General features: G+C 38.7%; 22 protein-coding genes. 11 read left to right on the top strand and 11 right to left on the bottom strand.

The features are described 5' to 3' along the window. Nucleotides 1–158: 158 nt before the first annotated feature. Nucleotides 159–1,862, top strand: coding sequence for a M61 family metallopeptidase (locus A9J31_RS03690; protein WP_067762616.1), 1,704 nt, complete (start codon nt 159–161; stop codon nt 1,860–1,862). A 62-nt stretch (nt 1,863–1,924) separates the two neighbouring features. Here the strand turns inward: A9J31_RS03690 and A9J31_RS03685 are convergent, their stop codons facing one another. Then, nucleotides 1,925–2,953, bottom strand: coding sequence for an ELM1/GtrOC1 family putative glycosyltransferase (locus A9J31_RS03685; RefSeq protein WP_067762615.1), 1,029 nt, complete (start codon nt 2,951–2,953; stop codon nt 1,925–1,927). Between the two features lie 154 nt (nt 2,954–3,107). Beyond that, the gene (locus tag A9J31_RS03680) at nt 3,108–3,896 is read right to left on the bottom strand and encodes an rRNA large subunit pseudouridine synthase E (protein WP_067762614.1); all 789 of its coding nucleotides are present in this window, start codon (nt 3,894–3,896) and stop codon (nt 3,108–3,110) included. Nucleotides 3,897–4,090: 194 nt separating this feature from the next. On the opposite strand from A9J31_RS03680, the gene icd reads away from it, so the two are divergent. Then, complete coding sequence (gene icd / locus A9J31_RS03675) at nt 4,091–5,344, top strand: NADP-dependent isocitrate dehydrogenase (RefSeq protein ID WP_067762613.1); 1,254 nt, start codon at nt 4,091–4,093, stop codon at nt 5,342–5,344. A gap of 345 nt (nt 5,345–5,689) precedes the next feature. Continuing rightward, nucleotides 5,690–5,851, top strand: coding sequence for a hypothetical protein (locus A9J31_RS15545; protein ID WP_155857597.1), 162 nt, complete (start codon nt 5,690–5,692; stop codon nt 5,849–5,851). A gap of 279 nt (nt 5,852–6,130) precedes the next feature. On the opposite strand, the gene A9J31_RS03670 is transcribed toward A9J31_RS15545, so the two are convergent. Both A9J31_RS03670 and A9J31_RS03665 read right to left on the bottom strand, forming a co-directional pair. Continuing rightward, nucleotides 6,131–7,309 carry a YbfB/YjiJ family MFS transporter gene (locus A9J31_RS03670; RefSeq protein WP_067762612.1) on the bottom strand — a complete coding sequence of 393 codons (1,179 nt, stop codon included), beginning with the start codon at nt 7,307–7,309 and terminating at the stop codon, nt 6,131–6,133. Between the two features lie 186 nt (nt 7,310–7,495). Continuing rightward, nucleotides 7,496–8,926: a pyridoxal phosphate-dependent aminotransferase gene (locus A9J31_RS03665; RefSeq protein WP_067762611.1), complete on the bottom strand. Its 1,431-nt coding sequence runs from the start codon at nt 8,924–8,926 to the stop codon at nt 7,496–7,498. Between the two features lie 228 nt (nt 8,927–9,154). On the opposite strand from A9J31_RS03665, the gene msrB reads away from it, so the two are divergent. From msrB to A9J31_RS03645, 4 genes are all read left to right on the top strand, one after another. Then, on the top strand, nt 9,155–9,574 hold the full coding sequence (gene msrB, locus A9J31_RS03660) for a peptide-methionine (R)-S-oxide reductase MsrB (RefSeq protein WP_067762610.1): 420 nt from the start codon (nt 9,155–9,157) through the stop codon (nt 9,572–9,574). Then, entirely contained in the window at nt 9,571–10,056 is a 486-nt protein-coding gene (locus tag A9J31_RS03655; RefSeq protein ID WP_067762609.1) for a glutathione peroxidase, read from the top strand. Before msrB ends, A9J31_RS03655 begins: the two co-directional genes overlap by 4 nt. A 94-nt stretch (nt 10,057–10,150) precedes the next feature. Next, nucleotides 10,151–10,627, top strand: a complete 477-nt coding sequence (locus A9J31_RS03650) for a hypothetical protein (protein WP_067762608.1) — start codon at nt 10,151–10,153, stop codon at nt 10,625–10,627. Nucleotides 10,628–10,919: 292 nt separating this feature from the next. Further along, a complete protein-coding gene (locus tag A9J31_RS03645) occupies nt 10,920–13,109 on the top strand; it encodes a TonB-dependent receptor (RefSeq protein ID WP_067762607.1) in 2,190 nt (729 codons plus the stop codon). Nucleotides 13,110–13,190: 81 nt separating this feature from the next. Here the strand turns inward: A9J31_RS03645 and dapC are convergent, their stop codons facing one another. The 5 genes from dapC to A9J31_RS03620 form a co-directional block, all read right to left on the bottom strand. Beyond that, a complete protein-coding gene (gene dapC / locus A9J31_RS03640; RefSeq protein ID WP_067762606.1) occupies nt 13,191–14,360 on the bottom strand; it encodes a succinyldiaminopimelate transaminase in 1,170 nt (389 codons plus the stop codon). A 24-nt stretch (nt 14,361–14,384) separates the two neighbouring features. After that, nucleotides 14,385–17,051, bottom strand: a complete 2,667-nt coding sequence (gene glnD, locus A9J31_RS03635; RefSeq protein ID WP_067762605.1) for a [protein-PII] uridylyltransferase — start codon at nt 17,049–17,051, stop codon at nt 14,385–14,387. Between the two features lie 29 nt (nt 17,052–17,080). Next, nucleotides 17,081–18,295, bottom strand: coding sequence for a formate-dependent phosphoribosylglycinamide formyltransferase (gene purT, locus A9J31_RS03630; RefSeq protein WP_171256654.1), 1,215 nt, complete (start codon nt 18,293–18,295; stop codon nt 17,081–17,083). Nucleotides 18,296–18,517: 222 nt separating this feature from the next. Further along, nucleotides 18,518–18,865, bottom strand: a complete 348-nt coding sequence (gene ygaH / locus A9J31_RS03625) for an L-valine transporter subunit YgaH (protein ID WP_067762603.1) — start codon at nt 18,863–18,865, stop codon at nt 18,518–18,520. After that, a complete protein-coding gene (locus A9J31_RS03620; protein ID WP_067762602.1) occupies nt 18,862–19,614 on the bottom strand; it encodes an AzlC family ABC transporter permease in 753 nt (250 codons plus the stop codon). Before A9J31_RS03620 ends, ygaH begins: the two co-directional genes overlap by 4 nt. A gap of 103 nt (nt 19,615–19,717) precedes the next feature. Between A9J31_RS03620 and A9J31_RS03615 the strand changes: the two genes are divergently transcribed. Together A9J31_RS03615 and A9J31_RS15695 are read left to right on the top strand one after the other, a co-directional pair. Further along, nucleotides 19,718–20,197, top strand: a complete 480-nt coding sequence (locus tag A9J31_RS03615) for a hypothetical protein (RefSeq protein ID WP_067762601.1) — start codon at nt 19,718–19,720, stop codon at nt 20,195–20,197. A gap of 347 nt (nt 20,198–20,544) precedes the next feature. After that, nucleotides 20,545–20,715 carry a hypothetical protein gene (locus A9J31_RS15695; RefSeq protein ID WP_167348717.1) on the top strand — a complete coding sequence of 57 codons (171 nt, stop codon included), beginning with the start codon at nt 20,545–20,547 and terminating at the stop codon, nt 20,713–20,715. 96 nt (nt 20,716–20,811) lie between these two features. On the opposite strand, the gene A9J31_RS03610 is transcribed toward A9J31_RS15695, so the two are convergent. Continuing rightward, nucleotides 20,812–21,519, bottom strand: coding sequence for a Crp/Fnr family transcriptional regulator (locus A9J31_RS03610; protein WP_067762600.1), 708 nt, complete (start codon nt 21,517–21,519; stop codon nt 20,812–20,814). A 101-nt stretch (nt 21,520–21,620) separates the two neighbouring features. Here A9J31_RS03610 and A9J31_RS03605 point away from each other — a divergent pair, with 101 nt between their 5' ends. Beyond that, the gene (locus A9J31_RS03605; protein WP_067762599.1) at nt 21,621–22,160 is read left to right on the top strand and encodes an Mpo1 family 2-hydroxy fatty acid dioxygenase; all 540 of its coding nucleotides are present in this window, start codon (nt 21,621–21,623) and stop codon (nt 22,158–22,160) included. A gap of 201 nt (nt 22,161–22,361) precedes the next feature. Here A9J31_RS03605 and A9J31_RS03600 read toward each other — a convergent pair whose 3' ends face one another. Next, nucleotides 22,362–22,775, bottom strand: a complete 414-nt coding sequence (locus A9J31_RS03600) for a hypothetical protein (RefSeq protein ID WP_067762598.1) — start codon at nt 22,773–22,775, stop codon at nt 22,362–22,364. A gap of 303 nt (nt 22,776–23,078) precedes the next feature. On the opposite strand from A9J31_RS03600, the gene A9J31_RS03595 reads away from it, so the two are divergent. Beyond that, the coding region (locus A9J31_RS03595) for a transposase (RefSeq protein ID WP_155857596.1) at nt 23,079–23,254 on the top strand (176 nt) is incomplete at its 3' end.

The raw sequence follows: 23,254 nt of genomic DNA, 5'->3' as shown, positions 1-23,254 counted from the left end.
CCGTTGGTGGTAAAACGAAAAAATTTTTAGGCATGCTATGCCTTTTTTTTTCTGCTGACTAGTCAAAATTGTAGACAATTGCGACAGTTCCGCATTCAGTTGTAAAAAATGTTAAGCTAATTGATAAGTTATCTTTCAATTATTTTATATTGCCCATGATGTTGCATTATCAAATCGAATTCGACGATTATCGTCAGCATTTAGTCCATGTGACTGCGCGTTTTCTAGCGAACCCTACACAAGTGCTTTCTTTGCCTACTTGGATACCGGGAAGCTACCTGATTCGCGAATTTTCAAAGCATATTGAAGCTGTTCGTGCTTATGATGAAGATGGTCGATTATTACAAATTGAAAAATTTGAAAAGAATAAATGGCGCTTATTTAATACCGACCATGAGTTAATTACAGTTGAATACGATGTATATGCTTATGACTTGTCTGTACGTGGTGCTTATGTTGATCAAACACGTTTGTATGTCAATCCAGCATGTGCATGTTTAGGTTTGGATGGGCAGGAAAATACACCTATTGAAGTCGAAGTATTTTTACCACCAGAACTCAAGCATTTCCAATTGGCAACTGGTCTAAAATCGAAGAGCTTTGTAAAAGGTCGCTATACTTTATATGCGGATAATTATGCTCAATTAATTGATGCACCTTTTGAATTAGCAGAACAAACGCGTTTTAGCTTTGAAGCTAGCGGTATTCCGCATGAGTTTGTGGTATCTGGTCAGCATGCAATGAATGCTGAGCGTATGCAGCAAGACATTGAAAAAATCTGTACTACAGAAATTAGCATGTTTGGTTCAGCACCATTCAAAGACTATACCTTTATGACCATGGCGACAGGCAATAGCTATGGTGGGCTTGAGCATCCAAATAGCACAAGTTTGATTAGTCCGCGTGATGACTTGCCTAAAGCAGATGAACCCGTTGAGCCATCTGCAGATTATCAACGTTTCCTAGGTTTATGCAGTCATGAATACTTCCATTCATGGTTGGTAAAATTTATTCGTCCAGAAAATTTTGTGAATTATGATCTTAACAAGGAAAGTTATACGTCTTTGTTATGGATCTTTGAAGGATTTACTTCATATTATGATGACTTGATTTTGCTGCGTAGTGGTGTGATTAATCAAGATTCATATCTGAAATTGTTAAAAGCACAGATTGATTGTTATTTGCAAAATCCAGGCCGTGGAATTCAAACGGTGGCTGAGTCGAGTTTTGATGCTTGGGTGAAATTCTACCGTCAAGATGAGAACTCAAATAATGCGGGCACGAGCTATTACAACAAAGGCTGTTTAGTTGCACTTTGCTTAGACCTTGGCTTACGCTTACGTGGTTCGAGCCTTGATGCTTTAATGCGTAAGTTGTTTGAAAATGCGCAAAATGGCATTCAGGTAAATGAACGTACAATTTTCAATTTATGTAATGAATTGACGGGCGATAACTGGTTGGAGCAAATCAACCATCTGATTAACACTACTGATGAGCTGCCACTTGACCAATTATTCCCTGAGTTTGGGGTGTCATATACATTCAAGCAGGAAAAATCGCTCCCATTCGGTTTGAAACTTGCGGATAAGCCAGAAGGTGTATTGGTGCAACAGGCGCGCCGCGACTGCGTGGCCGCAAAAGCAGGGCTTTCTGCAAATGATGTAATTGTTGCTATTGATGGTATAAAAGCTACAACGAAATTATTGGAAAAATTTGCTAAACGTGAAGGTCGCTTTACAGTGTTTGCATTCCGAAGAGATGAGCTGATGCAGTTTGAACTTCAAGGTGGTATTACTGAACTTGCAGAAGTTGAATTAAAGGTTGATGATCAGGCCAAAGCTGAAAAGTGGTTGAATATTTAATTCAATCAATTAACGAAATAAAAAACCCATATTTTTATGGGTTTTTTATTATATATTGAGCGTCATAACATTTTTAACTTGCTCACATGGCTTTGATAAAAACTTAGATTTTTTGATTGTGCTTTTAAATCATCTGCAAGTTGTTGGGTAATAATCGTTTCTATAAGCTTAGGATCAATTTTAATCGAAGTTAATTCAACATCTTTGAGTTGTGAAATTGTCTTTCTTTGAATGAATTGGTGATCCAAATAACCTTGAATGATGGCATCTGTTTTTGAATCCTCACGGCAAACAGAAATAACAACTCGACCGGTTTGGATTGATTCAGACAACATGGTTGCACTGTCCTCAGTGACAAATATGAATTCACTACGTTTGAATACATCACAAATTGAGGTTGAGGATTGAGGGCATACGAGCTCAATATTTTTACTTTGTAAATAACTGATGGTCTCAGAAGTCAGTGTTGGTGTACGCCGTGAGCATACCACCGTCGCTTTAAATTTATGTATTTCCGAAAATTGAACAAAACTTTCAATCATTTGAATGAAATCAATTTCATTAAATGGATATTCATGTGTAGGACCGCCAATGAGCAAACACGCTTCATGATTTGAAGGGATATTGACTAAACTTGTGATTTTAAAAGGTACAGCACCCGTTGGAATAATAATCTGTCTCCCCGCATGATTTTCAGGGATAGTCGTTATGGTCCAATCAATTAAACGCCAATTAAATTTTCGTGTTCCACCTGCATAGATGAGAGGGATGTTAAAGCGTTGCGACAAGTATGCTGCATAAATTAAATTCGGCATACCTGAGCATACGATAACATCTGTATGCTCCAAATTTGGTGTTGGAAATTTAAAAATAAGACGCGCCGCAGCTGTATATAAACGTGGGAAGTTCGATAGTTTTTTAAAAAGACTTACAAGATGTTTTGATAAAAATGGAATCTGAAATAATTCAGCTTGCAGGAAAAACCTTTTTTCAATCATTTCAGACACAGCAATAGACGGATTCAAATGACCAACACGGTTATCATGAATTACAAGCACTTTATTTCTATCGCGATTAAATGGCGTGTTCATAATTTCTGTTTAAATATTCAACGTTTAAATTGTTATAACTGATTTTAAACATAAAATATGAAAATAATCTTAAATAATTGTTACGTTCCTAAACTTTTGTGAAAAATAAAAAAGCCCACGAATGTGAGCTTTTAATAGTTTTTAAATGACTGGATTAACGACCATTACGTCCGCGTGCACGTGGCGCTTTGGTATTTGGGCGGGTTGTACCATTGGTGCGACGTTTTGGCTTTTCATGTTCTTCCATTTGCCAAATACGTTTAGTACCAGACTTTTTAACAGAACCATCTTTGTTCTTACGAACCATTGGCTTACCACCTGTACCACCAGGTTTTTTCACATAAGAACGTGAACGATATGGTTCTTCGGCAGGCACATTTTGGAAGTCTGGATAAAGTAACGGTTCGATCTCTTTTGTTTCACCTGGCTTTAGTTGCATCTGAACTAAACTAATGCCACCAATTTGCGTACGAATTAAACGTAAAGTTGGGAAACCAACAGCAGCAGTCATGCGACGTACTTGACGATTTCGACCTTCACAAATAGAAATTTCAACCCAAGACGTTGGAACTGAAGCGCGGAAACGAACAGGAGGATCGCGCTCCCATAACCATTCAGGCTGTTCAACTTTATGTGCTTTGGCTGGAAGTGTCATGCCATCCTTAAGCTCAACACCTTTACGAAGTTGCTCTAAAGCTTCTTCAGTAACATCACCTTCAACTTGCACCAAGTACGTTTTAAATTTTTTATTGGCAGGGTTGGTGATGTATTGATTGAGACCACCATGATCTGTGAGGAAAACCAGACCTTCCGAGTCCATATCTAGGCGACCTGCTAAACGCAAAGTAGGGTCGTCTACGAAGTCCGACATGGTCATGTGTGCTTCGTCTTTACGGAATTGGGAGAGCACGTCATATGGCTTGTTAAGAATGACGATTTTCATAAAAAATGACTTCTTTAAATGTATGAATATGGAAAATATGGTGATTTATTAAACAGAGAAATGATGTTATTTCTCATATAAATCTCCAAAAAAGGTAATTTCAATTAATCTATTATGCGATAAGAAAGGAGGAAAGTATTGCCTAATCGGTAAATATTTTCAAAATCGCGAGATATAGAGGGAGAACCTACATAATGGGTTATCAGAAGATCGTTGTTCCTGCGGATGGTAGTAAAATTACCGTAAATGCAGATTTATCACTGAATGTACCAAAAAATCCAATTATCCCATTTATTGAGGGAGATGGAATTGGTGTGGATATTACACCAGCAATGAAAGCAGTGGTAGATGCTGCTGTACAAAAAGCATACGGTGGTAAGCGCTCTATTGAGTGGATGGAAGTTTATTGCGGCGAAAAAGCCAACAAAATTTATGGCACGTATATGCCTGAAGAAACACTAGATGCCTTAAGGGATTATGTGGTTTCTATTAAAGGGCCATTAACCACACCTGTCGGTGGTGGGATTCGTTCACTCAATGTTGCACTGCGACAAGAATTGGATTTATACGTATGTGTCCGTCCAGTTCGTTGGTTTGAAGGTGTGCCTTCACCAGTGCAACACCCTGAATTAACCGATATGGTGATTTTCCGAGAAAATTCAGAAGATATTTATGCGGGGATTGAGTGGAAAGCAGATTCACCCGAAGCGAAAAAAATTATTAAATTTTTAAAAGAAGAAATGGGTGTTACCAATATTCGTTTCGAAGAAAATTGCGGGATAGGCATTAAACCGGTGTCTAAAGAAGGCACACAGCGACTGGTGCGTAAAGCCATTCAGTTTGCTATTGATAATGACAAACCGAGTGTCACTTTAGTGCATAAAGGTAATATCATGAAATATACTGAAGGTGCATTTAAAGAGTGGGGCTATGAGGTTGCACTAGAGCGATTTGGTGGTGAACTTTTAGATGGTGGGCCGTGGGTGAAAATTAAAAACCCAAAAACTGGCAAAGATATCATTATTAAAGACGTTATTGCGGATGCATTCTTGCAGCAAATTTTAATGCGTCCTGCCGATTATTCAGTCATTGCGACATTAAACTTAAACGGTGATTATATTTCAGATGCTTTGGCGGCTGAAGTGGGTGGAATAGGTATTGCTCCAGGTGCAAATATTGGTGGGGCGGTGCAAGTATATGAAGCAACGCACGGTACAGCCCCAAAATATGCAGGACAAGATAAAGTGAATCCAGGTTCGATTATTTTGTCTGCGGAAATGATGCTCCGTAATATGGGCTGGATTGAAGCTGCCGATTTAATTATCAAAGGTATATCTGGTGCGATTGCAGCAAAAACGGTCACTTATGATTTTGAGCGCTTAATGCCAAATGCAACGTTATTGCGTTGCTCAGAGTTTGGGCAAGCGGTGATTGAAAATATGGAATAAATGCTTACATAGCGTGAAAAGACTCGTTTAGGCGGGTCTTTTTTTATCTCAAATTTTAAATATTCATTTAAAAAGAGGATGGGAAGTGTATGTAGCTACATACAGAAATAGATTTTCACATTGCTAGAATGTAACAAGACGTTTTGAAAAGCACCTATCCCGTGAATATTCGTAATTACAAAAAAGCTGTGATATTGATTTCTTAGTAAAAATTTCATGACGATTTTACAATGAAGTATTTGGACACATTTACTGGCTTGGCTTTGCAGGGATTGGGGGTACATTGGTTGATGTTCTTCAGTAGAAATACTTGATGACTCATCATGATGAAAAAGGAGAAATGAAATGTCTCGTAAACAGCATCAACAAAACCAGCAATCTGATCAGCAGCAACAACAAAATGATCAGCAACAGCAACAGCAACAGCAACAGCAACAAGACAACCAGCAGCAAAAGAAACAAAAACAGCAACCACATCAACGAAATCAAAAACAGCAACATTATTGATTTGACTGAGCTGTCATTTCAATCATTCGCGAGTGCTTTTAAATTTATCGATAGCAACAATCTTTATGGCGGACGAGAAGGAGAGTAATTTGTCTCAGAAAAAGAAATCTCTTAAAAAGGAAATTAAAGCGAGGTTAAACAAAATTTCAAAACATAATTCTGTTTTGAAGAAACTACAAAAACGACTGAAAAAGTTATAGTCCTAAACCATTCATCAACTGAAAAGCCTGCCTATCGCAGGCTTTTCTTATAGGTTTGCACTATATTATTCAAAGTACATTAACTATTTTTAAGTTCAGAGTGTCGGTGTTTTCGTGTGAAGTAAAACAATTGCAGTGTACCCATAAGAAGGACTGTAGCGGCAATAATGAACTGCTGGTGATAACTCACGCCATAATGTTGTAACAAGCTAAAGCTTAGTCCACCTAAAAGTTGAATACTTGCAAAACACAGTGTCGCAATACTCCAAAGCTTTTTATATGCAGTGCCATAAATTTGTAGAATGGTATAAGAAGTAAGAAAGACTACCGCAGGATTTAATAAGCCTGTAAAAAACGATGACATAAAGGTGAATAGTGGGCTGTCATTCAAAACTGCAACAAATATTCCAAGTACATATAGGCTATACAGCACCTTTAATGCACCAATATTACCTAACCTTTGAGCGAGTAAATAAGCCGAAAATGCGCCCAGCGCACTCCCTGTGCCATATAAAATCCAATTGAGATTAATTCCAAGTGGAAATAAATGTAGGGTATTGGTGAGATAATCAATCCAAAATAGTGAATGGGGCACGTATGCAAATGCACTGGTGCTATATACGATGAGTAGGCAATAGTACAAAGCGCTAATCTTTTCTGAATTTTGTTGTGCCAGCGTTGGTGCGTTTAAATATTGTTTAAAGCCTTTTAGTAAATAACTGAGTATTACGCAAATGAATGTGGCAAAAGAAAATAAAATGATCCATGCGTACTGTGTGGAAATGTCGTGAATATAAGGAAGGAATAAGGTGGCCATGAGTACACCTAAACCGATACCACTAAAACCTATAAAATTGATTCTGAATCGATCTTTAAGTTCACAGCATTGGGCAACTACGCTCGGTGACAGGATCATTAATAGTCCACCGCTGATACCTGAAATGATACGCCATACCATATACCAGTATTCAGAAAAACCTGAGAAAGCGCAGCTTAATAAGCTGATTGTTCCAGCAATAGCGGCAACCTGAATGTAACACATCATACTTCGATCTTGAGGGAGTTTCATTGCCCAAAAAGCACCAGCAAGATAGCCTAATAAATTGGCACTACCTAGAATACTCGCGAAACTCGCACTCCAGCCAAAAGCTTCACGGGTTGAGGGAAGTAATGCAGTATATGAAAAGCGAAGAATACCAATCCCTAGGCACATGCTAAGGCAAAGAAATAGACTGAGTCTTATTTTGTTTGAGGACATCCTGTACTCATGAATTTTTTATGATTGGTTAAAAAATAACATAAATAAGATATTGAAAAGTAAACCAAGCTCAAAATTTGACTAAAGTCTGAGTGAGTCTATGTGCGACATGGTAAAAATCAAGGCTATAAAAAAACCGCACTAGAGTGCGGTATTTTTAAGTAAATACTTAAAGCAATGTGTCTATTAACGCATTTTTGCCAAGAAACGACCTAAACGAGTAATTGCTTCACGAAGTTCATTTTCAGCAGGTAAGAACACCACACGGAAATGATCTGGAGTTGGCCAGTTGAAACCTGTGCCTTGTACTAAAAGAACTTTTTCAGCTTTCAAGAAATCCAACATGAATTTCTCATCATCTTGAATTGGGTAAATTTCAGGATCTAATTTAGGGAAGCAGTACATTGCGCCTTCAGGTTTAACACATGATACACCCGGAATATCGTTTAGCATTTCCCATGCGATATTGCGTTGTTCGTATAAACGGCCACCTGGGCGAATAAGGTCATTAATTGACTGATAGCCACCTAATGCTGTTTGAATTGCATACTGAGCTTGATGATTGGCACATAGACGCATAGAAGCCAACATGTCTAAACCTTCGATATAATCAAGCGCTCGTGATTTATCACCGGTAATAGCCATCCATCCTGAACGATAGCCTGCAATACGGTACGCTTTTGATAAACCATTAAATGATACGCAAAGCTGATCACCAGCTAAAGCTGCGACAGAAACATGTTCAATGCCGTCGTATACGATTTTGTCGTAAATTTCATCAGCGAATAAAATCAGGTCGTATTTTTTAGCAAGGGCAACAATTTGCTCAAGTACATGACGTGGATATACAGCACCCGTTGGGTTGTTCGGGTTAATAATGACAATACCACGTGTATTTGGCGTGATTTTGCTTTCCATATCTGCAATGTCTGGATACCAGAAATTTTCTTCATCGCATTTATAGTGAATAGCTGTACCACCTGAAAGATTGACTGCTGCTGTCCATAGTGGATAGTCAGGCATTGGAACCAACATCTCATCGCCATCATCCAATAAGCCTTGCATTGCCATAACGATAAGTTCAGAAACACCATTTCCTACATACACGTCATTGACGTGCATATTGAGAATGCCTTTTTGTTGGTAATACTGGCAGATCGCTTTACGCGCTGGGAAAATCCCTTTTGAGTCGGTATAGCCGATAGCGTTTGGCAGATTTAATGCCACATCGTTAATAATTTCTTGTGGTGCTTCAAAACCAAATGGGGCTGGGTTGCCGATATTCAGTTTAATAATTTTATGCCCAGCTTCTTCCATTTCGTTGGCCGCTCGCAACACTGGCCCGCGAATGTCGTAGCAAACGTGCTCGAGCTTAGACGATTTCTTAATTTCGCGTGGGGTGTTGATAATGTTCGGCATTTTTATAGTCTCGGAAGGAGTGGAGGTCACTTTTGCATAACGATATAAATAGCTTTTAAATGTCTCGGTTGTTACTAAATCGAGATGATGTTCATCTCTGAGTAGGGCAACAATTTTTTCATGCGTAAACCCTGCCTGTTGATATTGTTTAATCATGGGCAGTAGATTTTTAAAAATTACGCTTTTTTTCTGCGACATTTTTTAATCCTGAGCAAGAGTAGGACTAAGCCTAACACTAAATTTTCTGACAAAAAAGCATTTATTTTTTATATTTGCTCACCTTGGTTTTTTATTTGCTTACTTTTTGCTTTTAAAGACATTATATAGATTTTGTAAATTGTTGAATAAAGACTAGAAATTTAGGATTGGATGACGTAAATATAGGATTATCCTATTTTAAATAGCACGATATAAAGGGACGTCATCATGGGAAAACTCAATAAAACAGAAAGAGAATGGCAACGAGAATTATCGCCTGAAGAGTTTCGCATTACGCGTCAGAAGGGGACTGAGCAAGCATTCACAGGCAAATATTGGAATACTAAGCAACAAGGAACTTATACCTGTCGTTGTTGTGGTGAGCCGTTATTTTCTTCGGAAACCAAATACGATAGTGGATGTGGTTGGCCAAGTTTTTATAAGCCAATTGAGCCTTCAGTGGTTGATGAAAATGTAGATACGACGCACGGTATGGTCAGAACTGAAATTGTTTGTCATCATTGTGACGCACATTTAGGGCATGTTTTCCCTGATGGACCACAGCCGACAGGTTTACGTTACTGTATCAATTCGGCGTCATTAGAATTAGAAACAAAAGAAAAAAATGATGAGGAAACTTATCCATGACCACCATTCACCAGTTTGAAGCAGAATTACTGGACGGTACAAATAAGTCCTTTGCTGATTATGATGGCAAGGTTTTATTAATTGTAAATACAGCCAGTAAATGTGGATTTACACCGCAATTTGCGGGTCTAGAGAAAATTTACGAACAATATAAAAATCAAGGCTTAGAGGTTTTGGGATTCCCGTGTAACCAATTTGGTGGGCAAGATCCGGGCTCAAACGATCAAATAGGGGCTTTTTGTCAAAAGAACTATGGCGTGTCTTTTCCGATGTTTGCCAAAGTAAATGTAAAGGGGCCTGAAGCGCATGTGATTTTCCGATACTTAACCAATAATTCTAAGGGTGTATTGGGTAATGGTATTAAATGGAACTTCACCAAGTTTTTAATTGGCAAAAATGGGCAAGTTATTAACCGTTATGCACCGACAACTAAACCTGAAACATTAACCGAAGATATTGAAAAAGCCTTAGCTCAAGCTTAACGGCTTAAGTAAATTTTATGATTAAGGCGCGCTAGCGCCTTTATTTTTATCTAGATGTTTTATACTGACTTCTGTTTATTTGAAGGCCATAAAATTGTTTAAGCGACGGATTAAATATCACATTTTTATCGTATTGTATGTTTCAACTTTATGTATCAGTGCAGCTTGGGCAGAAACCAATCTTGATCGCACAAAAGATACTCGGGTTAGTGAGCTATTAAAACTGTTGAAAACGCCTGTAGCAGAATATGAACCAACACGTGTTGCAGATGTTGTTGATCCTAAACTTAAGAGAAAAAAATATGTTGTTTCTTGGGTGAATGCACCGCTATATAAAGGTTCTCTAATTGAGAAAAAAGACTATAAACATCCTGTAAAAATTGAACTCACTGTCATTGCATCAACAGGTTATATTGGCAGCTCGAAGATTATTGCAAGTTCTGGTTCGAAAAGTTTTGATTTGAAAGTTCAGAAGTCTCTATTGGTTGCACGACTTGAGCCAATCCCCATGGTTGATAAAAATCTTAGCTATACAGTTGAACATGAATTTAGTATGACTCCACCGCAATAATTGGCTTGCCGAGTGTTATTTTTGACGTTTATGAATAAGGGGATTTAAAGCCCTGATCAGTTTTAGTGTACGGCTCTAAAACAGATTTATATTGTATTGCTAAGTTTAAAGCATTAAAAAATATCAGTTAAGTCATTAGCTAACGCAATTAAGTTAAGTAAACCTTAATAAAAAATTACAATCAAAAAATATAAGTTAATAAAAAAATCACATAGAGAAATTTAAAATGAAAAGATAAATGCTAATAATTATCATTTATTATGTGGGCGTATTTTTTAGGATAATTCTCCCAATGTTAAAAATGAAGCAGCTTTGTGTGATGATGGCCTGCATTACTCAGGGGTTTACATATGCTTATGCCAGTGAAGGGACTGAAACGACTCATTCAATTGCAAATGCTTATAACACTGCTGTGCAAACTTTAGATGCAATTAATGTGGTTGTGAGTGCGGATGCATCTGCAAATGGCTTAATGAAGCCTTATGCAGGTGGGCAAGTCGCTACTGGAGGTAAAGTCGGTATTTTTGGTAATCAGAAAAATTTAGAAACGCCATTTAATATCACAAGCTATACCAATCAATATATCCAAGATCGCCAAGCAAAAAGTGTCGGGGAAGTTCTGCAAGCAGATGCAGGGGTTCGAACTGCAAAAGGGTATGGAAATTTTCAAGAAGCGTATTTTATCCGTGGTTTTGCACTCGCATCAGATGACACAGCTTATAACGGCCTTTATGGCATATTGCCGCGACAATACATTCCAACAGAACTCTTTGAACGTGTTGAAGTGTTTAAAGGTGCCTCAGCATTTTTAAATGGAGCAATTCCGGGTGGAACAGGGATTGGTGGATCAATTAACTTACTGCCTAAACGTGCCAGTAATGATCCTTTAACTCGCGTTACTATAGGTACAAACTTTAATGGTGGCTATGTAGCTTCGGATGTATCCCGTCGTTTTGGTACTGATGATAAATTCGGTGTCCGTGTAAATACTGCTTACCATGATGGTGGAACTGAAGTTGATAAAGAAAATAAAACTTTGGGGTTGGCTGCTCTTTCTGCCGATTATAAAGGTGACCGATTCCGTTTATCTGGCGATTTAGGCTATAACAATAACCGTCTTTCTGAAAACCGTCCGAGTTTACGTTTAACCAATGCAGTTGCACAGATTCCGAGTGCTTCACAATATGCCAATTATCATGGTCAAGCATGGACGTATTCAAACGAGGAGGACATCTTCGGGAGTGTACGCGCAGAATATGATCTTAGCGATGCAACTACAACCTATGCAGCCTATGGTTTTCGTAAATCTGAAGAAGCAGGTGTCTATTCTAGTCAGCAATTAAGTGACACCGAAGCAGGCCCAGCAAAACTTTCTGCATCAATGATTCCACGTAAAGACACCAATCATAGTGCTGAAATTGGCTTAAAATCTAAATTTGAGACCGGTGCTTTTAAACACCAAGTAGTAGCTTCTAGTTCGATCTACCGTGCTGATAAGCGTTATAGCTATGGTTATGCGACCAGTTTGAACGATAATTTTTACGATCCAATTTATCCTGAAAACTCTAATATTGATAAATGGTTAGGCAAGGCTGGAGCATATCCAAAAGCTGGTTTAAGTACATTTAAAAGTATTGCCTTGGGGGACAATATTTCAATGCTAGGTGATCGCTTGACCGTCATGCTCGGTGCGCGTTATCAAGACGTGGATCAAGATGTATATTCTTACGGGACATATAAATACAACATTAATAAGCATCAGCTCACTCCAGCATTAGGGCTAAGCTATAAATTAACACCAGAATTATCAATGTATGCCAATTACATTGAAGCTTTGGTACAAGGTGAAGCAATTTTAGATAGTGAAGGTAATAATTATCTTGCAGATCCATTTGTGTCGAAACAAAAAGAACTTGGTCTGAAATACGAAAACGGTTTGGTGGGTGGAACACTGAATTATTTCTATACAGATCGACAAAAGGCTTCAGTCAATACTTCGGGTTCTGCACAAATTAGTCAAGCGACCAATATTCACCAAGGTATTGAGTTTAATGCCTATGGTCAACTGACTGATTCAATCAAAATATTGGGTGGGGCAACATGGATTGATACTGAACAAAAAGACACCTATCAAGGACTATTTGAAGGGCATCGAGTGATTGGTGTGCCAGAGTTCCAAGCGAATGTAGAAGCGGACTGGAAATTACCAACTGAGCAGGACATCAGTTTAAATGGTCGTGTGGTGTATACCGGTTCAACCTACGCGAACAATGCAAACACGTTGAAGTTAAACGATTGGACACGTGTTGATGTCGGGGCAAACTATAAAACTCAATTTAATACAGTGCCTACCACTTTGAATTTTAGTGTCACCAATGTAATGGATAAAGATTATTGGGCTTCTGCTTCAGTCAATGATTACACGTATTTATCAATTAGTGAGCCTCGAACTTTTAAACTCAGTGCAAGTTTTGACTTCTAAGTCTGCATAATGTCGACTTAAAAGTAAAAAATGCCCCAAATGTGGGGCATTTTTTATATCAAATAGATTGATTTAAACTGTTTAAAGTACAGCTTTTAAGCGACGAATGACTTCTTCACATTGAGCAATATCAGCAACCAATGCTAAGCGGACATGATTTTCACCTGGATTACCTTGTGCTGTATCACGTGACAGATAACGGCCTGGTAATACCTTAACATGTGCTTTTTCCATTAACATTTTGGCAAAAGCTTCGTCATTGTTGACTTTTAACCAGTAATAAAAACCTGCATCGGGTTTTTGCAAAGGTAGTAGGTGACCTAGCTCACGTTGGAATAAATCAAATTTAGCACGGTATTGGACGCGATTTTCTTCAACATGTGCTTCATCATCCCAAGCGGCAATAGATGCAATTTGGTGTTGTACAGGCATGGCTGCGCCGTGATAAGTACGGTATTGAAGATAAGGTTTTAACAATGCAGCATCACCGGCAACAAAGCCAGAACGCATACCTGGTAAGTTTGAACGCTTAGACAATGAGTGGAAGACCACGCAGTTTTTAAAATCGTCACGACCGATTTCTGCACAGACTTCGAGTAATCCTATCGGTGCTTCATCAAACCAAAGTTCTGAATAACATTCATCCGAAGCAATCACAAAGTCGTATTTGTCTGAAAGGGCAATGAGTTTTTTAAACTGCTCTTTTGACAGAACTGCACCTGTTGGATTTCCCGGTGTACAGACAAATAACAACGCAGTTTTTTCCCAAACTTCTGTAGGAACTGCATCAAAGTCACCTAAGTAGTTGTTTTCTTCTGTGCAGTTAATGAAGTATGGTTCAGCACCTGCAAGTAAAGTTGCGCCTTCATAAATTTGGTAAAACGGATTTGGCATCACCACATAAGGTGCATCTTCGCGTTTAACCAAAGCTTGTACAAATGAGAAAATCGCTTCACGTGTCCCTGAAACAGGCAGAACGTTGCTATCGGCACTAATGGTATTCAGTTTGAAACGACGCGTTAACCAATTGGCAATACTGGTGCGAAGCTCAGGCAAACCTTTACTGTTTGGATAAGTCGATAAGTGCTGGAAGTTGTCAATAATTGCTTGCTTCACAAACTCGGGTGCAGGATGTTTTGGTTCACCAATTGAAAGCGGAATTAAAGGCAAATCTGCTGGCTTCACATCCTGAAATAACTTATTGAGCTTTTCAAAAGGATAAGGGTGCAATAATGACAAACTGGAGTTCATGGAATTGATACCGATCAATTTAAGTTAATGATGACTACAAACTTGATTTGATGCTTCGTCTAAAGCTAACTTTAATTGTGCAGCAAAGGTTTCAGCTTCAGCATCGCTCATTGGTGAGCCATCTTTTTTGGTGACATAAAAAATATCTTCAGCACGTTCACCCAATGTTGCAATTTTCGCAGAGTGAATATCTAGGCCTTGCATCATAAATAAACCACCAACTTTGGCAAGTAAGCCAGGGTGGTCAAGCGTTGCAATTTCAACCATATTTTGCTGTAGGGCTTCGTTTACTGTAATGCTAACGGTATTTTCAATGTCAAAGTGACGCAGTTGACGTGGAATACGGCGCTGCATTAAACCTGGATACTTATCTGATTGGCTCAAGGCCTTTTTCAATGCTTCAATTACAGTATTTTCACGTTCAGGGTCGGTAAGTAATGTCCCGAAGCGATCTAGTACCACATAAGTATCTAAACTAAATGCTGTTGAAGCTGTAATAATTCTTGCGTCTTGAACATCGAGATTCATACGGTCAAGAATGGCAACCGTCGTAGCGAATAAATTTGGCTGATCTTGTGTGTAAATAAAGATCTGTACTGCATCTTGAGCAAATTTACGATGAGCACGCATCAGTACTAATGGTTCAGCATTGTTGCCATGTTGTAAAATGGCACGGGTATGCCATGCAATTTCATCGGCAGACTCTTTGATGAAATATTCATCGCCTAATTCTTGCCAGACTTTTTCGACATCTGCCAAAGCGAAGTCATTCACCAATAACTCGCTTGCGGCAAATTTTGTGTCCTCAATGAGCATTTGATAGTCGACTGGACGACCTAAGCCAGAACGAATCACATCACGTGCTTGGGTGTAGAGTTGGCGCATAAGCGATGCACGCCATGTGTTCCACAGGGTTGGGTTGGTTGCATTAATATCTGAAACAGTCAATGTATAAAGATAATCAAGATGCTCCATATCCCCCATTTTTTCTGCAAACTCTTGCACGACATCTGGGTCGGAAATATCCTTTTTCTGAGAAGTTACAGACATGACTAAGTGACTTTGGATTAGCCACGCGACTAAATTACATTCACGTTCAGTAAAGCCATGGGCACGACAGAATTCAATCGCGTCAGCAGCACCGAGCTCACTGTGATCGCCACCACGACCTTTGGCAATGTCATGGAAAATGGCAGCAAGATAGACAATGTCACGACGTGCTAGGCGTTGGAATACAGAGCTTACGACAGGGAAGTCTTTAGCGAACTCAGGTTCTTTAAAACGATTTAGATTACGCAGTAATAATAGTGTGTGAGCATCGACCGTGTAGATATGGAACAAGTCATATTGCATCAGGCCCATAATTTGCCCAAAGGCAGGAATATAGTTGCCTAATACGCCATAGCGTTTCATGGCAACCATCGTGTCATACAAGCGATATGGTGAGCGAATGATTGCCATAAATAAAGCTTGATGCGCAGGATTATCGCGATAATTTTGATCGATGCGTTTTGCAGCCAATGTCAGTAGGCGTAAGGTACGTGCTCGAATGCCTTCAATTTCAGGACGATTCGCTAATAAATAAAAAATTTCTAAAATTGCGCTTGGATTTTCTGAGAAAATTTTATGGTGTTGAACAGCGAGTTTGCCATCCACCAATTTAAAGTTCTCGTTAATTTCTTCAATTTTACGTTCGTAGTCAGGCAGACGAGGAGTAATCACCGATTCATTGAAATAGGCCAACAGCATTTCATTAAGCGTTGAAACCTGCTGGGCACTACGGTAGTAACGTTTCATGAATTGTTCGATTGGGTAATTTGGCGATTTACCTTCTTCGCGGTGATAGCCAAACATAGCCGCAATATCGCGTTGATAATCGAACAATAAGCGGTTTTCATCACGCTTGGTCAAACGATGTAGATGATGACGAATTTCCCAGAGGAAACTTTCAGTTTCTTCAAGTACACCTAGTTCGAATTCAGAAATAAAACCTAAATGTACAAGGTCGTAAATGCGGTTAACACGGAAATGGCGCTTCGCAATCCAGCCAATTTGGTTAATGTCACGAATACCACCTGGTGCATTTTTAATATCGGGCTCTAAATTGCTTTCGGTATTGTTGTGTTGAGCATAGCGTTTGGCTTGCTCTTGCATTTTGGCATCAAAGAAGGTTTTGTCAGTCCATGTTTGCGATACGATACGACGTGGCCATTTGGCTAAATGCTCATTACCGACAATTAACCGTGCTTCAATTAAGGCTGTTGCAACAGTTAAATCATTAGTCGCTTGAGCAACGCAGTCGTTAATGGTACGAACACTAATGCCCGGTTTGAAATTGCCGACATCCCAAAGTGATGAAATAAAGGTTGAGATGAGTTTTTCTTGTTCTGGACTGATTTCATCTTCTGACAAAATCATAATATCGACATCAGAATAAGGCAGCATTTCGCGGCGGCCATAACCACCGACTGCAAATAAGCCTAAGTCTGTATTTTCTAATTCAGCATGTGTCCAAAGAAATTTTAATGCTTCATCAATCAGATTTGAACGTGCCAAAATCACGTCACGAATGGACTGTCCATTTTCAAAACATTCCTGAAGCTGATTTTCAACATCTGTTCGCCATTGGTTGATGGCCTGAATGTCGTGGTTACTTTTAATGTAATTCAGCAGAGGAAGCGTATTAATCATGAACAGTGGTCCGTTATGGTGTTACAAACTTAGTTTTGTTGAACACTAACTTGTTGCGCAGTATGTTGAGCAAGTTCGCGTGCTTGATCGGTTGTTTCGGCACGTGCTGTTGCTACCCCCATACGGCGGCGTTTAAAGCCTTCTGGTTTACCAAAAAGACGTAAATCGGTGTTGGGGTTAGCCAATGCAAGATTTAAGCCATTAAAGGATAAATTTTTATCATCCACGCCTGCATAAATAACCGCGCTGGCAGCGGTACTGTGACGAGCTGTGTTGACAGGTAAGCCAAGAATAGCCCGTGCATGTAATTCAAATTCACTTTGGAATTGAGATGCAAGGGTGACTAAACCGGTATCGTGTGGACGAGGTGATACTTCACTAAACCATACTTTATCGCCTTTGACAAACAGTTCCACGCCAAATATGCCACAGCCGCCTAAAGCAATGGTTACTTTATTGGCAATACGTTTTGCTTCTTCAAGTGCCACAGGTGTCATGGCCTGAGGTTGCCAACTTTCGACATAGTCGCCAGCATCTTGACGATGACCAATTGGGTCGCAGTATGAGGTTTCAATTTCACCAGTTTCGGCATTTTTAGCACGAACGGTAAGTAGGGTAATTTCAAAATCAAAATCAATTTGTGATTCAACAATCACCGTGCCTTGATTCACGCGACCACCGGTTTGTGCATATTCCCAAGCAGCATCAACTTCACCGAAACTCTTTACTCGAGATTGTCCTTTTCCTGAAGAAGACATAACTGGCTTTACAAAGTTGGGATAGCCGATGTCGTCACAGGCAGCACGAAAAGCATCTAATGTACTTGCAAAGCGATAAGCAGAAGTCGGTAAGCCTAGCTCTTCTGCAGCAAGACGACGAATACCTTCGCGGTTCATGGTCAAGTTGACAGCTTTAGCAGAAGGAATCACAGTTGCAATATTTTGTTCTTCTATTTCGACCAAAACTTGTGTTGCAATAGCTTCAATTTCTGGAACGATTAAATTCGGTTTTACTTGCGTAATTAAGGCTTTTAATGCTTCAGGATCGGCCATATTTAAGGTATGGGAAAAATGTGCAACCTGCATAGCGGGCGCATGGTCATAACGATCAGCAGCATGAACTTCGACACCTAAGCGTTGTAGTGAAATCACAACTTCTTTACCAAGTTCACCAGAACCTAACAGTAAGACTTTAAAAGCTGAAGACTGAAGTGGAGTACCAATAGTTACGCTCATGTAAATCATCCATGCTTGATTTTATGGGGTTTTAGCATAGCAGAACTGTTTGCCGAGTTTAGATTTCATTCACATAAATAAATGATATTGTCCAACAATTTTTTTTATATCGTTGTATTTGAAAATAGACTTTTAAATATTATGGCGTAGTGTGAATTCAGTTTAGTGAAAGTAAGCCTAAAGAAAATCTGAACTTTAGGCTTTATTCTATTGACGATATGTTGATTTGTCTTAGAAATGAAAAGGTATATAGGTATAGACTAAGCCATATGTCAGTGCCGCAGTTAGCGTAGCAGGTACAATTTTTTTAAACTTGAAATACAAGCCTGCAAGCACAGCAAATCCAACCAACATGGCAAAGCTTTTATTTGGTGTCTCAAGCAGAGGCGGTAAGGTTGCAACCACCAACATTGAACTAATTGCGGCAATACCAATCGAGCCCAAAGCGATTTTGAGCCATAAAGCGCCACGCTTTTGTGAACCTTGCTGGAACTTCTGAATGACATAAAATGGCCCAAAACGAGAAGCAAAGTTTGCTATACCGACTAATATGCCAACCAGAATGATTTCGAGATTCATGAAGCTTCTCCCATGTGTTCTGGGTCTGGTTGTTTAAGAATGTAATGTTTAAACAATCCAGCAAAAATACCGGATGAAATACCAATGAAAATTGCCGCAGATAAATCAATAAAGTAACAGGCAATCGCAGAGACAATAATCGTTACTGCAACCACAAATGTATGTTTTTTCTCAAATGCAGCGAGCAAGAAGCTGAGGAACAATGCAGGAAGTAAAAAGTCGAGCGCTGCTTGTAAAAATTGTGGAAGGTTGCTGACTTGATCAGCGAATAAACCACCCAAGAAAGAGCCTGTTGCCCACGACAGCCAGCTAAATAAACTCAGCCCTAACATCCATGACTCAGACCATTCTTGACGGCGCTGTGACAGTTTGATCATGCCTGAAGCGAAAACTTCGTCGGTGAGACCCCAAGACCAAACCGCAGTCTTTTTAAGATTGAGTCGATCTTGAATTAAATTTTGCAAAGCAGGGCCATACAATAGATGGCGAATATCGAGGGCAATCACGGTCAGTGCGGTCATCCAGATAGAAGTCCCACTGCCTAAAAGTGCAACCACTAAAAATTGACTCGCGCCGGCATACATTGAGCAAGAAAGAAATAAAGCTTCCCACGCACTGAAACCAAACTGAGTCGCAGAGACACCAAAAGCAAAAGAAACAGGAAGATAGGTAAAAATAATCGCCTGACTATCTTTAGCGCCTTGCCAAAAACCCGCAGGCTTAACTACCGGAATATTGTGTTCAGACACGACACACCTTTGAAAGAGTTGAACAACAGGTCAAATGATGATTGAGTATTGTACGTGAATTTACTAGCATATTGCCGAATATGTTTATTGATACGAGCCTGATATGCAGAGGTTGAATATGCGTGGGATGCTGATTGTTTCATTATTGTGCAGTACAGTGTTGTTACAGGCCTGTGGCAATGACAATACGAATGAACCCAAGGCGGAAATTAAGCCCGCACCAAAGCTCACAAATGATGCAACTATTTATGCTGGTGAAGCATGGAAATTTATAAATGACGTCGATCCGATTGTTTATGCAAAGCAAATTGATCAAATTGAAGAAAAAGTACGAAAGCCAGCACGTAAGCTAAGTACAGATTGGCGTATCAATGTGAAAATGACCGACTCCGTGACAGAAGGTAAATATGCACTGTGTCGTAAAGCATTGACCAGTTTAGAAATCTGGGCGCGTGAAACGATAGACAACAGTTCGTCTGTAGCGCAAAAGCAAGCAGATTATGAGCGTGACAAAGCACAATGTAAGGATGCAATAGATAACCCAGCGCTGGGTAACACGGATCCGAAAAAAGTAGGTGTTTAAATTTTTATAATCCTAAAAAAGCAGTGGAATCTCATCCGCTGCTTTTTTTAATTAAAAAATAACCTTTAAAAACATTCGCTAAGTTTGCCATTGCTTAGGCGTTTTTAAATAGGTAAATACTTGAAATAGTTTTCTCTTATTAATTTAAGGTATTGATTTATTATCAATTTTATAATATTTACTGCGAAAATTTATCTTTAACTTAGATGTTTAGAATATTAATAATACAAAATAACAATAATGTGATAAAAATTGAAAATTATCACTATTTGATAAAATGTGTAAAAATAGTACTCATAAAGCAAGGTGTGTAAAAGTAAATTATTTAATTAAGAAAGAGTATTAAGATGAAAAAAGTATTCGTTGTAATCAGTATGATGATGGCATTAACAGCATGTCAAAATATCCAAAAAACTAATGAAGTTACTAAAGATACAAACTCACATGTTGTGAGCCAAGAAGTTGCTGCATGTACTAATGGTTTTGATAGTGTAGATGTGTGCAAATTATTATCTTAATGTGTCTGCATGAACCAAAAAGAATGTTCCATATAGAAGCATAACAAATATAACGATAAATAATGGTGCGTTAAGTTGCACCAAAACTACTCGGTATCAGTGATCATGCGCAGGAAGTGCATGAGCAATCTGATGCAGTTGTTGCAGATCTAAAATATCAATTTTCTTAAAAGCAACTTTAAGCACATTCATTTTCTCAAGCTGTTGCAATTCTTGATTTATACTTTGTCGTGAGCACATCAAAAGTTGCGCCAATTGTTCCTGTGAAATTTGAATAGTGCGTTGTTGTATTTCGAGGTGGTTGCCATAACCATTCAGCATATACATTAAACGCTGTGCTAGACGCTGGCTTAAGTTTTGTGTTTGTAAAGAAATGAGTTCCATAAAGGCATAACGCAGTTTTTGACTGGTCAATTGAGCAATGTGATACCAAAATTCGGGGTATTGCTCGAGTAGTTGCTGTATAGCATGTGCTGGAAGTTGCAAAATAGTGGATTTACGAGTGGGAATCGCATCGTGAGAGCGGGGCAATTTATCCACTAGGGATATTTCGCCAAACCACATAATTGGTTCAGCAATCGCAGCTACGGCTTCCTTACCATGTATATCAATATGGCCTAAACGTATGGCACCATCGAGCACTGCATAGATGCCATCAAAAGGATCGCCAGACAGGAAAATACGTTGCTCTTTGTCTTTTTCGAAAACGAGAGCATGTTGAATAATATAGTGTTGAAAATATTCAGCTAGGCCAGCGAACCAATAATTATTCTTTAATTGCGTGAGTTGTTGGGCATTGAGCACATCATATCCTTATTTTTACGACTGCATTTGTCAGCTGGCTGACAACTTTATTGTTCTGCATTTTATATAGTGAAATGAGAAAGTGAACAAGGAGTGGTCTCATGAGTAAATTAGAAACTTTATTAAGTCAGTATGCGGCATATCATCTTGACCATAAAAATGTATTAACACATTTTGTTGGTATTCCGCTGATTGTCTTTTCAATTATGTGTTTAACGGCGCGTCTAGGTATCACAGTTGAGGGTTTTGAAATTACAATCGCCTTAGTGCTGATTATTGCCAGTGTGGTGTATTACTTGCGTTTAGATAAAGTCTTTGGTTTTATCATGTTAGTGATCTTTGCTGCTGTTTATCCTTTATCGTTGATGATCGCTAAGATGTCTTTGGGTGCTTGGTTAGGCTGGAGTGTTGGCTTGTTCTTTGTCGGTTGGGTAATCCAATTTATTGGCCATTTTTATGAAAAGAAAAAACCAGCTTTTATGGATGATGTCATTGGTCTAGCGATTGGTCCACTGTTTGTATTGGCGGAATTAGTATTTTTAATGGGCTTCCGTAAAGAACTTGAACAACGCATGTTAACTCAAGCGCGTAAGCAACGTGCAGAAATGGATGCTAAATCGTTACAATCTGCACATCCATAAGATTAGATATACAAGAGTAAAAGCATTATGTGGATAAAATTATCTATGTGATAAATGCTTTCAATCTATACATACACATACATTTAAAAAAGCCGGTATTTACCGGCTTTTTTACAGTCAATTTTTGTTTTTGCAATTCTGAGTCATGTTGTATAAACCGGCTATACCTTTGAATGAGTCAAATGGGCAAGCCAAGTAGAATTAGGATTTAATGGCTGCTTTATGTTGTTCAGTTGCGATTTTGTGCGTATCTACTTTTGCTTTTGTTGCTACTTCAGATGTTTTCGCTTCCTTGTTGGCTTGTTGTGCCATTTTATGGGCTTTAGCTGCATCTTGTTTCACCATTTTTTCATCTTTTAGTGATTTGCTATGTGCAAGTTGATCAGCTTTTTTAGCATCATGCTTTGCCGCTTTTGCATCGTGGTTGGCAACTTTTGCAGCGTGCTGTGCTACATGGGCTTGATGTTTAGTATCTTTAGAAACAGTGATGCAAGTTCCGCTCTTGTGATTTGCCCCTGTGCCTCCTGTTAATGTCGTGCCTTGAGGACATGCAAAGGCTGTAGCGCTAAGCATTGTGAAGATACCTGCTGTTAGGATGGTACTGATTTTTTTCATTGCTATTTTTCTTTGAAAACAGGCATTAGCGCCTGTAAAAGAATTTAAAATGTTTCGCTCATAAAATAAATATTTGGGTTGTTGTACATCAGCAAAAAATGATAGTGGCTTTGTCTTTATAATTTTGTTTTTAAGATGCTTTTAAGTTTTTAATCTACAATTAAGATTCAAACAAATTAATAAATACCTAATAGCAACTAGTGATAAATGACATATTTAAAATTAGGGTCTGTTGACATTTACTGTGCAAAAAAAATAGCGAGAAAGTAGAATTTAATCGCCAAACCAAATCTACTCCTCGCTATGCCTCGTACAATGTTGACTGATCAACACTGGTCTAAGTTAGAAAACATTTTCCGTAATTTTCGTATTTATCTCAAACAAAATCTTCGAAATTTTATTGAAGCTATTCTTTATAGAATCCGTACAGGCTGCCCATGGCGGGATTTACCTGCTAGCTTTGGAAAACCAAATTCTAT

The organism is Acinetobacter gandensis, from assembly GCF_001678755.1.
In the GTDB taxonomy this organism is placed as follows: domain Bacteria; phylum Pseudomonadota; class Gammaproteobacteria; order Pseudomonadales; family Moraxellaceae; genus Acinetobacter; species Acinetobacter gandensis.
Note: the sequence above shows the minus strand (reverse complement) of the source record. Positions and strands in the feature narration are given on the sequence as shown.

Excerpts from the sequence above, each read along its gene's own strand:
- A9J31_RS03690 (WP_067762616.1), top strand. The coding sequence starts at position 159 with ATGTTGCATTATCAAATCGAATTCGACGATTATCGTCAGCATTTAGTC.
- A9J31_RS03685 (WP_067762615.1), bottom strand. The coding sequence starts at position 2,953 with ATGAACACGCCATTTAATCGCGATAGAAATAAAGTGCTTGTAATTCAT.
- A9J31_RS03680 (WP_067762614.1), bottom strand. The coding sequence starts at position 3,896 with ATGAAAATCGTCATTCTTAACAAGCCATATGACGTGCTCTCCCAATTC.
- icd (WP_067762613.1), top strand. The coding sequence starts at position 4,091 with ATGGGTTATCAGAAGATCGTTGTTCCTGCGGATGGTAGTAAAATTACC.
- A9J31_RS15545 (WP_155857597.1), top strand. The coding sequence starts at position 5,690 with ATGTCTCGTAAACAGCATCAACAAAACCAGCAATCTGATCAGCAGCAA.
- A9J31_RS03670 (WP_067762612.1), bottom strand. The coding sequence starts at position 7,309 with ATGTCCTCAAACAAAATAAGACTCAGTCTATTTCTTTGCCTTAGCATG.
- A9J31_RS03665 (WP_067762611.1), bottom strand. The coding sequence starts at position 8,926 with ATGTCGCAGAAAAAAAGCGTAATTTTTAAAAATCTACTGCCCATGATT.
- msrB (WP_067762610.1), top strand. The coding sequence starts at position 9,155 with ATGGGAAAACTCAATAAAACAGAAAGAGAATGGCAACGAGAATTATCG.
- A9J31_RS03655 (WP_067762609.1), top strand. The coding sequence starts at position 9,571 with ATGACCACCATTCACCAGTTTGAAGCAGAATTACTGGACGGTACAAAT.
- A9J31_RS03645 (WP_067762607.1), top strand. The coding sequence starts at position 10,920 with ATGTTAAAAATGAAGCAGCTTTGTGTGATGATGGCCTGCATTACTCAG.
- dapC (WP_067762606.1), bottom strand. The coding sequence starts at position 14,360 with ATGAACTCCAGTTTGTCATTATTGCACCCTTATCCTTTTGAAAAGCTC.
- glnD (WP_067762605.1), bottom strand. The coding sequence starts at position 17,051 with ATGATTAATACGCTTCCTCTGCTGAATTACATTAAAAGTAACCACGAC.
- purT (WP_171256654.1), bottom strand. The coding sequence starts at position 18,295 with ATGATTTACATGAGCGTAACTATTGGTACTCCACTTCAGTCTTCAGCT.
- ygaH (WP_067762603.1), bottom strand. The coding sequence starts at position 18,865 with ATGAATCTCGAAATCATTCTGGTTGGCATATTAGTCGGTATAGCAAAC.
- A9J31_RS03615 (WP_067762601.1), top strand. The coding sequence starts at position 19,718 with ATGCAGAGGTTGAATATGCGTGGGATGCTGATTGTTTCATTATTGTGC.
- A9J31_RS15695 (WP_167348717.1), top strand. The coding sequence starts at position 20,545 with ATGAAAAAAGTATTCGTTGTAATCAGTATGATGATGGCATTAACAGCA.
- A9J31_RS03605 (WP_067762599.1), top strand. The coding sequence starts at position 21,621 with ATGAGTAAATTAGAAACTTTATTAAGTCAGTATGCGGCATATCATCTT.
- A9J31_RS03600 (WP_067762598.1), bottom strand. The coding sequence starts at position 22,775 with ATGAAAAAAATCAGTACCATCCTAACAGCAGGTATCTTCACAATGCTT.